The following is a 15,672-nucleotide window of genomic DNA, read 5'->3' on the forward strand; positions in this document are numbered from 1 at the left end:
GCCAGCGCATCGAGCAGGGCCTGTCGAGCCTGGTTCTGCTTGTTGCTGGCGTGCAGGCCCTCGGCCAGGCTGAAACCTATCTCGCAGGCCAGCGGCCGGCGGCCCTCGGTCAGGGCCTGTTTGAGCAGGGCTTGCAGGCTTTCCAGGGCTTCGCCCAGTTGCTCGCCGGCCAGTTGCGCATGGGCCAGCGCCAGCTGAAGGCGCAGGTTGAGTTCCGGCGCGCCGAATGGCGGCAGCTTGGGCGCCTCGGCCAACAGGCTACGCAGGGCCTTTTCGGCTTGGGCGTGGCGCCCCTGGCCGAGCCACAGGCGCGCCTTGATCAGCACCAGCAGGCCCTGGTACAGGTGCGTGCTGATGTGGCTGTACTGCATCAGCCGTTCGGCATCGGCGATGCGGGCGAAGGCGTCGGCGATGTCGCCGTGCAGGGCGCTGAGTTCGGCCAGGCCCAGGTGGCCCCAGACGGCGGCCGGATCAGAGCACACCTGGCATTCCTGCAGGCCAGAGGTGAAGGCGGTTTCGGCCTCCTGGTAGCGCCCGCGTTGCAGCAGCAGGCTGGCGCGCAACAGCTGGGTGCGGCCGCGCATCGGGCTGGCTTCGCTGCCCCAGGCGCCGGTGAGTTCGGTGTACAGGCGGCTGAGCAGGGTTTCCGCACGCAGCAGCTCGCCGCGGATATCCAGCAGCTTGGCGTGTTCCAGGGCCAGCAGGCTCTCGAAGGCCAGGCTGCCATGCTCGCGGGCCTCCTTGATGGCCACCCGGTTGAGCTCCTGGGCCTGGTCGAAATGGCCCTCGGCCAGCGCCTGCTCGACCTGCAGCAGGTAGCACAGCAGGCGCTGGCTCCAGGAGCGCTCGGGCAACTCGACGATGGCCTCGGCCACCAGCGGCCGTGCCCCCTCGGCGTCGCCGCGGTGGAACGCCAGCTTGCCGGCCACGGCCTTCCACTGGGCGATCAGCTCTTGCTGGCGCAGCGCATTGGTCTGCGGCAGGAAGCGTCCCAGCGCAGCCAGGTATTCCTCGCCTTCTTCCAGCCGGCCGCTGAGCAGCAGGGCCCAGGCGTTGAGCAGCGCTAGGCGCGGAGTGCTGCTGAGCAGGGTCGCCGGCAGTTCGCGGCGCCACTCCAGCAGCAGGGCCAGGTCGCGCCCCTGTAGCAGGCGATCCTGGGTGTAGCGTTGCATCAGGCTGGCCGCCACCTCCGGCTGGCCGGCCTTGAGCGCGTATTCCAGCGCCGGGGTGATCTGCTCGCGGCTGACGTACCACTGGCAGGCCTTGCGGAACAGGGCCTTGGCCATGCTGCTCGGCAGCTGGCCGGCCAGGGTCGGCGCCAGCGCCGGCTGTATGCGCAGCAGGCGGCCGTCCTGGTCCACCGCCTCGATGAACAGGCCGCACTCGCACAGCTGTTTCAGCAGCTGTGCGCCTTCGCCGACGCCGAGCAGCTGTTCGCACAGCTCGTGATCGAAGGAGGGGAACTGGGCCAGGGTGTAGAGGGCCAGCTGCCAGTCGCCGGGCAGCTCGTCCAGCACTTCGCGCTTGAGGTAGTCCAGCAGCAGGCCGCCACCGTCGGTCGGCAGCGCCTGGCCGGGCTTGCTGCCGAGCAGGCGCAGGCGCAGGCCGGCGCACCAGCCCTGGGTCTGCTCCAGCAGTTCCAGTACGGCGGGGCGCAGCCAGTGGTGGCCGGCACGCTGCAGCAGCTCGGTCAGCTCGTTCTCGGCGAACGCCAGCTCGCGGCTGCCCAGCTCGAACAGGTCGCCGTCCAGCAGCAGGCGCGCCAGTTGCAGCTGCGGCCGGCGTCGGCTGGCGATCCACCAGCAGACCTGGGGTGGGGTGGCGAGCAGCAGGCTGTTGAGGGTTTGGTCCAGCGTTGCGTCGGGGCTGCGCGGGTAATCGTCGAGCAGCAGCCACAGCGGTTGCTGTAGCTGGTACAGGTGTTCTTCGATGGCCTCCAGGCTGGCCTCGACCAGGCCGAGTGCGCTGCTCAGGCGACGCAGCAGATCGGTGGCGCCGAGAGGGCGGCCGCGCAGATCGAGGTGAATGAACTGGATGTCGCTCGGTCGCTGGCGCATGCATTCGCCGAGCAGCACGCTCTTGCCGCTGCCGGCCGGGGCGCAGAGCAGGCGCAGGCGGCAGTCGGCCTGCAGCAGCGCGTCACGCAGGCGCGGGCGCGGCAAGTGGCCGGGGGGCAGGCGGGGCAGGTCGGCCTGGGACAACGTGGCCATGGGTTCGCTCGAATACGGGTTGGCGTAATTCATCCTTGCAGAGCCTGACGTGAGTGCGCAAATGCGCGGGCATAAAAAAAGCGGCCCGGATGGGCCGCCAAATCACGGAGTTGCGTGGTGTTGCCGTGGTCAGCGCACGCCGGCCTGGCGCAGGGCTGCCGGGGTGTAGCTGGAGGCGGTGGCCTTGGCGCCGAACTCGATGCCCTGTTTCTCCTCGTTCTTCAGGCCGAGTACCGAGTAGCGGCCGGAGATCAGGTCATACAGGGTCTCGGCGGTATAGCCGGGCACCTGCTTGTGGTAGTACTGCTGGATATGGCCCTCGCCGACGCGCCACAGCTGGCCGCGACCGTCGTAGTGATCGACCAGCGCCAGCTGCCAGCTGTCCTCGTCGAAGTACATGTGGCGGGTGGCGTAGATGTGGCGCTCGCCCGGCTTGACCTTGGCCACCACTTCCCACACGCGGTGCAGCTCGTAGCGGGTCAGGTCCTGGTTGATATGGCCGGCCTTGAGGATGTCCTTATACTTCAGGCTCGGCGAATCCAGCTTGTAGCTGTTGTAGGGGATGTACATCTCCTTCTTGCCGACCAGCTCCCAGGTGTAGCGGTCCGGGGCGCCGTTGAACATGTCGTAGTTGTCCGAGGTGGCCAGGCCGTCGGCGGCGGTGGCCGGGCCGTCGTAGGCTACCTGCGGAGCGCGGCGCACGCGGCGCTGACCGGCGTTGTAGAGCCAGGCCATGCGCGGTTCCTTGACCTGGTCGATGGTCTCGTGGACCAGCAGCACGTTGCCGGCCAGGCGCGCCGGGGCGGTCACGTTCTGGATGAAGTAGAACAGGATGTTGTCGGCCTTGCCCTTGTCCAGGTCCGGCAGGTCGCTGGGGTAGGACACTTCGTCGGAGAACTGGACCATGGTGAAGGCGCCGTTGGCCTGGGGCTGTACGCGGGTCATGTAGCGCTTGACGTTGCCGCCGCGGTAACGGGTGCTGTGGTTCCACACCACTTCCACGCCGCTTTTGGGCAGCGGGAAAGCGTAGTAGCGGCTGTCGCCGAAGCCGGAAAGGCCGTTGCCGCCGTCGATGCCGTCGGTATTCAGCGCACTGGTCTTGGCCGCGGCGTAGATGTTGTCCGGCAGGGCGGCGCTGCGGTGGCTCGGGTACACCGGGATCTTGTAGGTCTCGGGGTAGCGCTTGAACATCGCCAGCTGGCCGGCGGACAGCTTGTCCTTGTATTGCTCGGCGTTGGCCGAGGTGATGGTGAACAGCGGCTGCTCGCTGGCGAACGGGTCGGCGAGGAAGCCCTTGGCGTCCACTGCGGCGGCATTGGTGGGCAGGCCACCGGTCCACTCGGGGATGCTGCCATCGGCGTTGCCGGCCTTCTCGGCGCCGACCGGGGTCAGGCTGGTGCCCAGCTTGGCGGCTTCGTCCGGGGAGACCTTGGCCATCACGCTGGTGGCCAGCAGCGACAGCGCCAGGGCGCCGGTGTGTAGAAGGGTACGTTTCATCATGTGTTTACCTTTCTTGTTCTGTAGGGGGCTCAGAAGCTCATGCCGACGCTGAAGGCCAGGAAGTCGCGGTCGATCGAGGTGTTGTAGTCACCGCCGAAGAAGTCGGTGTAGGAGAGGCTGGCGGTGTAGGTGTTCTGGTACTCGGCATCCAGGCCCAGGCTGACCGCCTTGCTGCCTTCGGTGAACAGGCCGTTGGGGCCGTAACCGTCGACGTCATGGGACCAGGCGATGCTCGGTTTCAGGTTGATACCGGCGATCACGTCGTTGTAGTCCCAGATGGCGCGCATGCGGTAACCCCAGGAAGTGCTGGTACCGAAGCCGTCGTCTTCGCAGTACTTGCTGACGTTTTCCGGCGAGGCACCGGCCGCCGCACCATTGTTCAGGGTGCCCTTGTTGAGGGCCTCGCAGGCGGAGGACATGCCGGCGCCGAACAGCGGGCCTGCGGTGTTGGGACGATCGCCCGACAGCTCGCCCGGGCCGAAGATCGGATCGCGGCCGTAGCGCGCCTCGGAAGTCTTCTCCAGGCCGCCGACATGAGCCACACCGATTTCGCCCACCAGGGTGAAGCGCTCGGCGCCCATGACCTGATCGAAGAAGTGGGTGAAGGTGGTCTGGAACTGGGTGATCTCCTTGCGGCGATAACCGGTGGTGTCCTGACCCGGCACGCCCTGCAGCACGGAGACGTTGCTGAAGCCGGCCAGGGGCGTCAGTCCGGAGTAGAGGATGTCGGTGGTGTTCAGCTGCACCGGTGCGTTGGGCCGGTAGCTGACCTCACCCTGCCAGGCGGTGCCGGTGGGCAGGGTGGTGGAGAAGCTCAGGCCGTACAGGCGGATGTCTTCCGGGTATTCCAGGAAGTAGCTGGCGCTGGCGGCTGCGGCGACGGCGCGCAGGCCGGGGACCGGCACGGCGCCCACGGCGTCGTAGGTGGCCTGGTCGGCGGCGGCGATGCTGAAGAACGGCGCGCGGCTGTGGTAGTTCATGAAGTAGGCGCCGAACTCGGTATCCAGCGGCTCGAAGAAGTAGCGCAGCGCTGCGCCCCACTGACCGTCGTCGCGGGCGTCGCGATCACCGGCGCGGCGTACCAGCACGCCTTCCTCGTTGGCATCGACGTTGAACGCGGAGAGCAGCGGCAGGCCGGCGGCGATCACCGAATTCGGTGCCAGCACGCGCAGGTTCTCGTCGCAACCGTCGGCGATGATGTCCACCTGGGCGAAGTAGGTGCCGCAGTTGTCCACCACGGTCTGATCCCACTCCAGCTGGTAGAAGGCCTCGGCCGAGAGGTTCTCGGTCAGGCTCTGCGAGACGTAGAACATGTTGACCGGGATCAGGCCTTCCTTGAGCTCGGCACCGGGGCGGCGGAAGGCGGAGACGTCGACCGGGTTGATCGAGTTGATGCTGTTCTGGATGAAGGTGCTCTCGCCCCAGCTCACCACCTGCTTGCCCAAGCGCACCGAGCCCGGTTCATCGGCGATGCTGTAGTTGTGGTAGACGAAGGCGTCGAGCAGCTGGGCGCCGGAGGATTGCGCGCCTTCCTTGCGGTTGGAGTCGTCGATGTCCTTGAACAGGCGCTGCTCGTCCTTCAGCTCGAAGTCGTACCAGTACTTGCCGCGTACGAAGACGCCGGTGTCGCCGTACTTGAGTTCGAGGTCGTGGATGCCCTTGAAGATCTTCGAGAAGGTCTCGCCCTTCTTGAAGTTCTGCCGGCTGTCGTCGGTGGTCTGTGCCAGACCGTCGCCGCCGTTGTTGGCGCCGATCAGGTCGCGGTCGGCACCGCGCATGGACCAGCTGGCCCCGACGGACAGGGAGGAGTCGAGCTGACCCTCGATCTCGCCGATGTTGAAGCTCACGGCCTGCGCGCCGCCCGAGAGACCCAGTGCGATTGCAGCCGCCAGTGTGTGCGGCCGGAAGCTCGCGCGCCTTGTTGTTGTAGTCATGCGCTACCCCTGTGTGGTGGTTGATCGGCGGCCAAGCTAATCAATCGGCGCGGGGCGGGTAACGGATGAAGGAGTGATCTTCCGACTCACTCTTAGTAGTGAGAGCACACGTGGCAGGCGCTGGCGGCGGCGTGAGGCACAAACGAAAAGGCCGGTGCGGAAGGGCCGCACCGGCCGGTAACACTTTCGTCAGGGGCTGAGCGGGCGCGTAGCGTGCCCGGCTCGGCGGATCAGCGGTGCAGCAGGTCGGGGCGGTATGCGGTCGGGCTGGCGTCGCTGCCGTCTGCGGCCAGCTCGTAGTCGAAGCAGACATCGCTAACCAACTGGCTGATCCGCTCGGCATCACCCAGGTTGCCGATATCGATACCGACCACCGTGAGCTCCACGTTGTCCGAACCTTCGGCCAGGATCTGGATCGTCATAAAGCGGCCATCCGGGATGCTGCACACACAGCGAAGCGGGAGGAAGGCGTTCTCGACATTCCTGCAAAGCTCTACATTGGTCAGCGACTGTCCCATCTATTGGCCTCCTGGCGTTGGTGCAGCGTGGTGTACAGAGCCTGACCATAGCAGTTGGGTATCTGCGGTGCTGCCCCTTTCATCGGTAAAATATCGAGATAGAGCGGTCCGGCACAATTTTGCGTACTGGCGAGTGGCCATTGGCTCGCGCACGATGCCCGTCCAGCAAGGGAGGTGAGCAACGCCAGGGGCGAGCGGCTGGCCAGAAAACTTGCCAGCCCTGCTTTAACGGACTGCCGGTACCGCCTCGCCGCGTTCGCGTACCCAGAACAGCGTGGCTCCGGCGACGGCAGAGGGCATCACCAGGATGTTGACGAAGGGGATCAGCAGCGCCAGGTACACCGTGCCGCCGAAGCCCAGGCTCTGCCAGCGCTTCTCGCGCAGCCAGGCGAGCATGTCGTCCCAGCTGACCTTGTTGTTGTCGCAGGGGTAGTCGATGTACTGCACCGCCATCATCCAGATGCCGAACAGTATCCACAGCGGCGCGGCCACCAGGTTGAGCACCGGCACGAAGGTGAGGATCAGCAGCGGGATGGCGCGCGGCAGGAAGTACGCCAGCTTGCGCATTTCGCGGCCGATGGTGCGCGGCATCATGGCCATCAGCTCGGCCCAGCTGAAGGGTGGGAAGTCGTCGCGGCCGCGCAGCACCACTTCCACCTTCTCGGCGAGGAAGCCGTTGAAGGGCGCGGCGATGATGTTGGCCAGCAGGGTGAAGGTGAAGAACATGATCACCAGCACCAGCACAAAGAACAGCGGGGTGAGCACGTAGGTGAGGAAGCTCAGCCAGTCCGGCAGGTTGGGCATCAGGCTGTCCATCCAGACGCCGAACTGCTGCATGGCCAGCACGATCAGGCCGATGAACAGCAGGGTATTGACGGCCAGCGGCAACAGCACGAACAGACGCAGGCCGGGGCTGAGGACCAGTTTCAGGCCTTCGCCCAAGTATTGCGGGCCGGAGAGGGCGGGATTGGGCATGGCGAGCTCCGCGAGAATGGAATCGCGCCGACCTTAACCACTTTGCCGGGAGGAGGAAAGCAGCCGCGGGTGATACAGACAGGCGCGGTTGCGTTCGCGCTTGGCCTCGTACATGGCACTGTCGGCGGCCTTGACCAGGCCTTCCGGGTCGCCGGCGTGATCCGGATAGAGGGCGATGCCGATACTCGGCGTAACAAAATCGATCAGTTGCCCGTCGAGGCGGGCCGGGCTCTGCAAGACCTCGAGGATGCGCCCGGCCAGCTTGTAAGCGGCCTCGACATTGCCGCCGGGCATCAGCAGGGTGAACTCGTCGCCGCCCAGGCGGTAGATCCGGTCCGGCTGGCGCATGGTGCCGCGCATGCGCTCGGCGATGCTCACCAGCAACGCATCGCCGATATCGTGGCCGAAGCGGTCGTTGACCTCCTTGAAGCGGTCCAGGTCCAGATACAGCAGGGCCAGGCGGCTGTCGCTGCGCTGGGCCTGCTCCAGGGCCTGCTTGAGGTGTTCGGTGAAGGCCTTGCGATTGCCCAGGCCGGTCAGCGGGTCGCGGTAGGCCATGTCCAGCAGCTGGTTCTGGTAGGCCACCTGGTCGCTGATGTCGCGCAGGATGCCGCGATAACCCGCGAGATTTCCCTGGCTGTCGCTGATCAGGGAGAAGCGCGTCTCGTAGTAGCCCTGGCTGCCGTCGTGGCGGCGCAGCGGCGCGGCGAAGCGGATGTTCTCGCCACTCGCCAGGGCGCGACTGAACAGCTGGCGGGCGCGCTCGACGTCCTCGTTCTCCAGTACCGTCTCGAATGATTTTTCCAGCAGCGCCTCCTCGGGGTAGCCGAGCATGCTGCACAGGGCGCGGTTGACCGCAACTATCCGGCCCTTGGGATTCAGCTCGAAGTAGCCGTCCTGGATGGCGTCGAGTATCTCGCGGTCGCGGGCTTCGCTCTGCTCCAGGCGTTCGAGCATGCGATTGACCTCCTGGGCCAGTTGACCCAGCTCGTCGCCGCCGCGATCCCCGATGCGCTGATGGGCCGATTCCGGGCCGATGGCGGCGATCTCCCGATTCATCCGCAGCACCCGGCGCAGGATGCCGAAGTCCAGGCCCAGGTAGATCAGCAGCCAGGCCACCAGGCCGACGGCGGTGGCCTGGGCGAGGAAGATGGCGATGGCCTTGTGCCCCTCCTGATAGAGGCGGCGCTCGCGGGTCAGCTCCATGCGCAGCTGTGGCTCGCCCAGGCTGTTGCGGAACAGCAGGTCCAGCTGCTGGCGGTCCTCGTCGAGCACCCGACGCGGGCTGATCTCGATCTGGTTGAGGTTGGTGTTGCCCAACATGGGCAGCACGCGCCAGCCATCGTTATGCCCCATGGGCGGCAGCAGGCGAAGGGAGCCGTTGACCTGGGTCTGCAGCAGCTCGGCGCGCTCACCGTCGATGAAGTGCCCGGCTACCAGGGTGCCCAGGCTCGGCAGCGTGTCCTGGTTGTTGCTGATGCCGCCCATGGCCAGCACCAGCGGTACGCCCTGGATCACCACGATCTGCCCGCGCAGGTCCTCGCGGTTGTCCGGATGGCGCAGGCGCTTGATCTGCTCGAGGATCGCATTGCGTAGCGCCCCATGGCTGCGCGGCCGCTCCTCGCCCAGGGTGAGCATGTCCGGCAGGTCCGGCGGTAGCCACTGCTCGGCGTAGACCTTGTCCTCCAGGTCGAGCAGCAGCATGAAGTCGAAATTGATCTGGCGCAGCGCTTCCGGGTCCATGTTGCGGCGCGTGAAGTCCGGGCGTTGACCGAGCATGAATTCGTAGGTGTCGTCCCACTTGGCGTAGCTGAGCACCAGGTCCAGGTTGCGCTTGAGGTTGTTGTCGAGCAGCGCCTGCAGGCGCTTGGCCTCGGCATCGAGCAGGGCTGCGTCCTGGCGGTCGAAGCGGCTGAGGATCAGGCTCTGCGACAGCAGATAGGCGAAGCCCAGCGCGAGTAGCAGCAGCGGGGCGAACAGCCAGAACAGACGTTTGCGCAGAGTCATGCCGGGCAGCCTGGATGAGGGTGAACCGAGTATAGCCAAGGGGGCGGTTGCCTCTGGCGCATAGCCTCGGCCTATTGACCGCATTGAGAATGGGCATTTTCCCCGATGGCGCCGCCTGGGTAGCCTTGCCAGCAATCGCCCTTACCGGGGCCGTGCCCATCTCAAGCCTTCCCCAAGTGCTGCGGGCCGGTCCCTTTTTCTTCAGGAGTTGGCCATGTCCGCTACCCGCCACGCCCGTGTGATCATTCTCGGTTCAGGCCCCGCCGGCTACAGCGCCGCGGTGTACGCCGCGCGCGCCAACCTCAAGCCGCTGCTGATCACCGGCATCCAGGCTGGTGGCCAACTGACCACCACCACTGAAGTCGACAACTGGCCCGGCGACCCTCACGGTCTCACCGGTCCGGCGCTGATGCAGCGCATGCAGGAGCACGCCGAGCGCTTCGAGACCGAGATCGTCTTCGACCACATCAATGCCGTGGACCTGGCCGGCAAGCCCTTCACCCTGATCGGCGACAGCGCCACCTACACCGCCGACGCGCTGATCATCGCCACCGGCGCCAGCGCTCGCTACCTGGGCCTGCCGTCGGAGGAGGCGTTCATGGGCCGCGGCGTATCCGCCTGCGCCACCTGCGACGGCTTTTTCTACCGCAACCGCGAAGTGGCGGTGGTCGGCGGCGGCAACACCGCCGTGGAAGAGGCGCTGTACCTGGCCAATATCGCCAGCAAGGTGACCCTGGTGCACCGCCGCGAGACCTTCCGCGCCGAGAAGATCCTGCAGGACAAGCTGCGCGCGCGCATCGCCGAGGGCAAGATCGAGCTGCGCCTGAACGCCGCGGTGGATGAGGTACTGGGCGACGCCAGCGGTGTAACCAGCGTGCGCCTGCGGCACAACGACGGCGCGAGCAGCGAGCTGCGTGTCGATGGCCTGTTCGTCGCCATCGGCCACACGCCGAACACTGGACTGTTCGACGGTCAGCTAGCGCTGAAGGACGGCTACCTGGTGGTCAACGGCGGGCGCGACGGCAATGCCACCGCGACCAGCATCCCCGGCGTGTTCGCCGCCGGCGACGTGGCCGACTCGGTGTACCGCCAAGCCATCACCTCGGCCGGCGCCGGCTGCATGGCGGCACTGGATGTGGAGCGCTATCTCGACTCGATCTGAGTCGTGTCTGGCCATGAAAAAGCCCCGCCATGCGGGGCTTTTTCATGTGTGCTGGGTACAGGAGTCAGCCGCTGCGGCTTTCCTCTGCAGACCATTGGCGGCAGCGCTCGAACAGTCCTTCCTCCTGCCACACATTGGCCAATGGAGCATCTTGAATACGTGAGATAAGGCTTCTGGTCTTATTCACGTCGCCCGCCAGGCAGGAAAAATAGGCGAAGTTGTTGATGTTCCACTGATCGGGGTACTGAGCCAAGACATCGTTGATGGCGTCGCTCATCTTTCCCCAGGTTACCGCCGACTCGGTAAACAGCCGGCTGCCATAGTAACGCTGCGATGCGTACCAATAGACCCTCGCATACATGCCGCGGCCATCCTTTTCCGCGGTGTAGGTAATCGCCCTGTTGGCAAAGTCCTCGATCTGCTTATCACCACCGCGCCAGCGAGGCGAGTGATAGTCGAATGCCACGAAGTACATCTGGTAGTAGTACGGGAATTTGCTAAATCCTTCTTTCTCCAGTGCCAGGAACTTCTCTTCTTCCCAGTTGTGCGCTGTGGCGACCAGGAACATGGCCTCGTACCAACGAGGGTCGCTCGAGGCGAAGCTCTTGCTTTCCTCTAGCACCTTCTGGGCACGTTCGATGTAGTGGTTGAAGAGCCAGTTTTTCAGGAAGTCTGCTTTGGAGTTGTCGGAGCGATATTGCCAGGCGTGCTGGATAAGAAATTTGGCGTAGGTGACCTGGGCTGCTGCAGAGTCCGGTCGAGCCTCGATCCAGGCCTTGGCTTTCTCTTCAAGGCCATCCCAGGATTGGTCCTCGTAGGCTCGGCGGTTTGCGAAACCCATGATGCCGGTGTCGAACAGCGTCAAATACCAGAGGCCGCTAGACGTACGGCGAGCATTCTCCAGGTAGTCCTTGGCGTCCTTGTCCAGTGCGTCAAATTCATCATATTCGAACAACATGGCCGATTTGGATTCCAGGGACTCACGCAGCTCCAGTTCTGAGAGTTCGCTGGGGCTAGTTTCAGTCCAAGAGCCAAACAAGTCGTCGCGGGAGTGGGTGTAGATGGTGCCACCGTCATTGGTGCCCAGAGTGATTACGGCCCAGTACTTGTTTTGCTTGTCTCTAGGCGCATCCAGCGCGCTACTGAGCGGTTTGTCGATGCGCAGGCTTTCATTAGGCGCCAGGATCTTGTTGACCATGACTGGAGTGCCTGTTTTGACAATGTCCCAAGCACCATCGGGTTTGCGATAGGCAAAGTCGAGCCTTATGTAGTCGACCCACTTCTTGGTTTGATGCTTGGGATTGTTCTTGATGGTGAGGCTGGTGGTGCGGATTTCCAGTCGCTCATCGCTTTGCGAAGCTTGCCCCGCCGCGTCCAGTTGGAAGGCCCACTGCTCTGGGGACTGCTCGAAGGAGAACTCAAGTTGCTCGGCATGCAGGTACGAGTTGCTCAAGGCGAGAAGAAAAGCGGCGGCTGAGGCCAAGATTCCTTTCATGACTACTGAATTCCTAGGGTAGTTTGCCGCGTTATCCTACCTGTTCTCTAGAGATAGCCAAACCGCTTGATCAGCTTTCAGGTATTCGGCAGCTGCGATCGGAATTTGCATCCTGCGGGAGCCAGCGGTAAGCGTCTTTATCAGGGTGCCGCTGCATGGCGGCGCTGGATGTGGAGCGTTATCTCGACTCGATCTGAGCACGCTCAGTCCATGAAAAAGCCCCGCGATGCGGGGCTTTTTCGTTCCTGCCGGCTCACTCCCAGCCTTTCACCCCGCTCATGTCCGGCAGGTGGTGGGCGATGCCCTTGTGGCAGTCGATGCAGGTGGCGTCGCCGGAAGCGAGCGCGGTGGAGTGCATCTGCCGTGCCCGTTGGCCCTGGCGGGTGAAGTCCATGAACTCGAAGTTGTGGCAGTTGCGGCATTCCAGCGAGTCGTTGGCCTTGAGCCGGGCCCATTCGTGCTCGGCCAGCTCGCGCCTGTGTTCGAGGAACTTGTCGCGGGTGTTGATGGTGCCGAAGATCTTGCCCCATACCTCCTTGGAGGCCTGCATCTTGCGCGCGATCTTGTCGGTCCACTGGTGTGGCACGTGGCAGTCCGGGCAGGTGGCGCGCACGCCGGAGCGGTTGGTGTAGTGGATGGTGTCCTTCAGCTCCACGTACACGTTGTCGCGCATCTCGTGGCAGGAAATGCAGAAGGCCTCGGTGTTGGTGGCTTCCAGGGCGGTGTTGAAGCCGCCCCAGAAGACGATGCCGGCGATGAAGCCGGACAGGGTCAGGAAGCCCAGGCTGTAGTGCACGCTGGGTTTGCGCAGGACATGCCAGTAGCCCAGCAGCCAGGCGATCAATGCTTTCATATCGCCTCCTCAGGGCTTGTCGGCGGTGCCCGCGGCTTTGCGCTGGAGCAACTGGTCGATATTCTCGAAGTCGTTTCCGACCAGGGGTTGCACCTCCTTCTGCGCCACGTGGCACTGGGTGCAGAAGTAGCGGCGTGGCGCCACGGCCGCCAGGGGCTGGCCGTCGCGGTCCATGTAGTGGGTGATGCTGATCATCGGCGCCTGGGTGCGCTCGCTGCTGGCCCGGCTGTGACAGGTCAGGCACTTGTTGCTGTTGGTGTCGATCAGATAGCCGCGAATGCTGTGCGGAATGGTCGGCGGCTGCTCGGGATAGTTGCGCTCGCGGCGCAGGTCCTTGTTCTCGTCGTTGGGCAGTACCGGGGTTGGCAGCTCCTCGGCGATGGTGCCGCCGGGGCGACGACCGTCCGGCGCCGGGGCGTTGAGCGGGTAGGCGAGGTCCTCGGCCAGCAGCGGCAGGCTGCACAACACGGCCAGGAGCGCGATGGTCATGCGTTTCATGGCTGTCTCCTCAGGCCAGGCTGATCAGTTCGATGCGCACCGCGCACTTCTTGTAGTCGGTCTGCTTGGAAATCGGGTCGGTGGCGTCCAGGGTGACCTTGTTGATCAGCTTGTTGGCATCGAAGAAGGGTACGAACACCAGGCCCTGCGGCGGCTTGTTGCGCCCGCGGGTCTCGACCCTGGCACGCATCTCGCCGCGCCGGCTGATCACCTTCACCTCGCTGCCGCGGCGCAGCTTGAGCTGCTGGGCGTCGTCGGGGTGCATGTAGACCAGGGCGTCGGGCACCGCCTTGTACAGCTCGGGCACCCGCGCGGTCATGCTGCCGGTGTGCCAGTGTTCGAGCACTCGGCCGGTGCTCAGCCAGAACGGGAAGTCCTTGTCCGGCGCCTCGGCTGGCGGCTCGTAGGGCAGGGCGAAGATGATCGCCTTCTTGTCGGGGTAGCCGTAGAACTGCACGCCGCTGCCCTTGGCCACGTAGGGGTCGTGGCCCTCGCGGTAGCGCCAGCGGGTTTCCTGGCCTTCCACCACCGGCCAACGCAGGCCGCGAGCCTCGTGGTAGGCGTCGAACGGCGCCAGGTCATGTCCGTGGCCACGGCCGAAGGCGGCGTACTCCTCGAACAGGCCCTTCTGGATATAGAAGCCGAAGGCCTCGGCCTCGGCGTTGGCGTAGCCCTTGGCTATCTCGTCATTGGCGTAGGCGTCGACCTGGCCGTTCTTGTACAGCACCTCGAACAGGGTCTTGCCCTTCAGTTCAGGGGCCTTGGCCAGCAGTTCGGCCGGCCACACCTCGTCGGTGGTGAAGCGCTTGGAGAACTCCACCAGCTGCCACAGGTCGGAGCGCGCCTGGCCCGGCGCCTTGACCAACTGATGCCAGAACTGGGTACGCCGCTCGGCGTTGCCGTAGGCGCCTTCCTTCTCCACCCACATGGCGCTGGGCAGGATCAGGTCGGCGGCCTGGGCCGAGACGGTGGGGTAGACGTCCGAGACGATCACGAAGTTGTCCGGGTTGCGCCAGCCCGGCAACACCTCGCCCATGATGTTGGGCCCGGCCTGCATGTTGTTGCTGACCTGGGTCCAGTACACGTTGAGCACGCCGTCCTTGAGCATGCGGCTCTGCTGCACGGCGTGGAAACCGGGCTTCTCCTGGATGGTGCCGGCCGGCAGCTTCCAGATCTTCTCGGCGGTAGCGCGGTGTTTCGGGTTGGCCACCAGCATGTCGGCAGGCAGGCGATGGGAGAAGGTGCCGACCTCGCGGGCGGTGCCGCAGGCCGAAGGCTGGCCGGTGAGGGAGAAGGGGCTGTTGCCCGGCTCGCTGATCTTCCCGGTGAGCAGGTGGATGTTGTAGATCAGGTTGTTGGCCCACACCCCGCGGGTGTGCTGGTTGAAACCCATGGTCCAGAACGACATGACCTTGCGCTTGGGGTCGGCGTACATCTCGGCCAGCTTCTGCAGGCGTTCGGCGCTGACCCCGGACTCCTCGGCCGCGCGCTCCAGGCTGTAGGGTTTGACGTACTCGGCGAACTGCTCGAAGGAGATGTCGGTCCAGGTGTTGGCCTTGTCGGCGTTCTTCGCCTTCTGCTCCAGCGGGTCGGTGGGGCGCAGGCCGTAGCCGATGTCCTCGGCGCCGTGGGCGAACTTCACGTGCTTGCCGATGAAGTCCTTGTTCACCGCGCCGCTCTGGATGATGTGGTTGGCGATGTAGTTGAGGATGATCAGGTCGGTCTGTGGCTTGAACACCATGGGGATGTCGGCCAGGTCGAAGCTGCGGTGCTCGAAGGTGGACAGTACGGCGACCTTGACCTGCGGCGCGCTGAGCCGGCGGTCGGTAACGCGCGACCACAGTACCGGGTGCATCTCGGCCATGTTCGAGCCCCACAGCACGAAGGTGTCGGTGGCCTCGATGTCGTCGTAGCAGCCCATCGGCTCGTCCATGCCGAAGGTGCGCATGAAGCCCATCACCGCCGAGGCCATGCAGTGGCGTGCGTTGGGGTCGATGTTGTTGGAGCGGAAGCCGGCCTTCATCAGCTTGTTGGCCGCGTAGCCTTCCCACACCGTCCACTGGCCGGAGCCGAACATACCGACCGATTCCGGGCCTTTGGCCTTGATCGAGGCCTTGAACTTCTCGGCCATGATGTCGAAGGCCTGGTCCCAGGTGATGGCCTGGAATTCGCCCTGCTTGTCGTACTTGCCGTCCTTCATGCGCAGCAGCGGCTCGGTCAGGCGGTCGCTGCCGTACATGATCTTCGACAGGAAGTAGCCCTTCACGCAGTTGATGCCGCGGTTGACCTCGGCCTTGATGTCGCCATGGGTAGCGACCACCTTGCCGTCACGGGTGGCGACCATCACGCTGCAGCCGGTGCCGCAGAAGCGGCAGGGCGCCTTGTTCCAGTCCAGGCGGGTCATGTCCGCCTCGGTGACCAGGTTGCTGGCGCTGCTGAAGATCGGCAGGCCGACGGCGGCCGCGGCGATGGCGGCGGCGTTGGCCTTGGCGAATTCACGTCTGCTCAGTTTCATCAGGC

The 15,672-nt window shown here is 64.9% G+C and carries 9 protein-coding genes and 2 pseudogenes; 1 reads left to right on the forward strand and 10 read right to left on the reverse strand.

From position 1 onward, the window contains the following. Nucleotides 1–41: 41 nt before the first annotated feature. The 6 genes and pseudogenes from IB232_RS01640 to IB232_RS01665 form a co-directional block, all read right to left on the reverse strand. Nucleotides 42–2,243, reverse strand: a pseudogene (locus tag IB232_RS01640) (helix-turn-helix transcriptional regulator); the annotation flags it as partial. A gap of 96 nt (nucleotides 2,244–2,339) precedes the next feature. Continuing rightward, entirely contained in the window at nucleotides 2,340–3,707 is a 1,368-nt protein-coding gene (locus IB232_RS01645; protein ID WP_192397255.1) for a DUF1329 domain-containing protein, read from the reverse strand. A 32-nt stretch (nucleotides 3,708–3,739) separates the two neighbouring features. Continuing rightward, nucleotides 3,740–5,644 carry a DUF1302 domain-containing protein gene (locus IB232_RS01650; RefSeq protein WP_192396824.1) on the reverse strand — a complete coding sequence of 635 codons (1,905 nt, stop codon included), beginning with the start codon at nucleotides 5,642–5,644 and terminating at the stop codon, nucleotides 3,740–3,742. Between the two features lie 230 nt (nucleotides 5,645–5,874). Continuing rightward, nucleotides 5,875–6,162: a DUF1652 domain-containing protein gene (locus tag IB232_RS01655; RefSeq protein ID WP_192396825.1), complete on the reverse strand. Its 288-nt coding sequence runs from the start codon at nucleotides 6,160–6,162 to the stop codon at nucleotides 5,875–5,877. A 225-nt stretch (nucleotides 6,163–6,387) separates the two neighbouring features. After that, nucleotides 6,388–7,137: a sulfate transporter CysZ gene (gene cysZ / locus IB232_RS01660; RefSeq protein ID WP_192396826.1), complete on the reverse strand. Its 750-nt coding sequence runs from the start codon at nucleotides 7,135–7,137 to the stop codon at nucleotides 6,388–6,390. Between the two features lie 33 nt (nucleotides 7,138–7,170). Beyond that, entirely contained in the window at nucleotides 7,171–9,144 is a 1,974-nt protein-coding gene (locus IB232_RS01665) for a diguanylate cyclase domain-containing protein (protein ID WP_192396827.1), read from the reverse strand. Between the two features lie 214 nt (nucleotides 9,145–9,358). Here IB232_RS01665 and trxB point away from each other — a divergent pair, with 214 nt between their 5' ends. Then, nucleotides 9,359–10,306, forward strand: a complete 948-nt coding sequence (gene trxB / locus IB232_RS01670) for a thioredoxin-disulfide reductase (protein WP_192396828.1) — start codon at nucleotides 9,359–9,361, stop codon at nucleotides 10,304–10,306. 670 nt (nucleotides 10,307–10,976) lie between these two features. On the opposite strand, the pseudogene IB232_RS23850 reads toward trxB, so the two are convergent. The 4 genes and pseudogenes from IB232_RS23850 to napA form a co-directional block, all read right to left on the reverse strand. Further along, a pseudogene (locus IB232_RS23850) lies at nucleotides 10,977–11,801 on the reverse strand (DUF4034 domain-containing protein); the annotation flags it as partial. A gap of 253 nt (nucleotides 11,802–12,054) precedes the next feature. Next, the gene (locus IB232_RS01680; RefSeq protein ID WP_192396830.1) at nucleotides 12,055–12,654 is read right to left on the reverse strand and encodes a cytochrome c3 family protein; all 600 of its coding nucleotides are present in this window, start codon (nucleotides 12,652–12,654) and stop codon (nucleotides 12,055–12,057) included. A 9-nt stretch (nucleotides 12,655–12,663) separates the two neighbouring features. Beyond that, nucleotides 12,664–13,152: a nitrate reductase cytochrome c-type subunit gene (locus tag IB232_RS01685; protein WP_192396831.1), complete on the reverse strand. Its 489-nt coding sequence runs from the start codon at nucleotides 13,150–13,152 to the stop codon at nucleotides 12,664–12,666. Nucleotides 13,153–13,162: 10 nt separating this feature from the next. Further along, nucleotides 13,163–15,667, reverse strand: a complete 2,505-nt coding sequence (gene napA / locus IB232_RS01690) for a nitrate reductase catalytic subunit NapA (RefSeq protein WP_192396832.1) — start codon at nucleotides 15,665–15,667, stop codon at nucleotides 13,163–13,165. Nucleotides 15,668–15,672: the final 5 nt, after the last annotated feature.

The organism is Pseudomonas sp. PDM15 (assembly GCF_014851565.1).
Lineage (GTDB): Bacteria > Pseudomonadota > Gammaproteobacteria > Pseudomonadales > Pseudomonadaceae > Aquipseudomonas.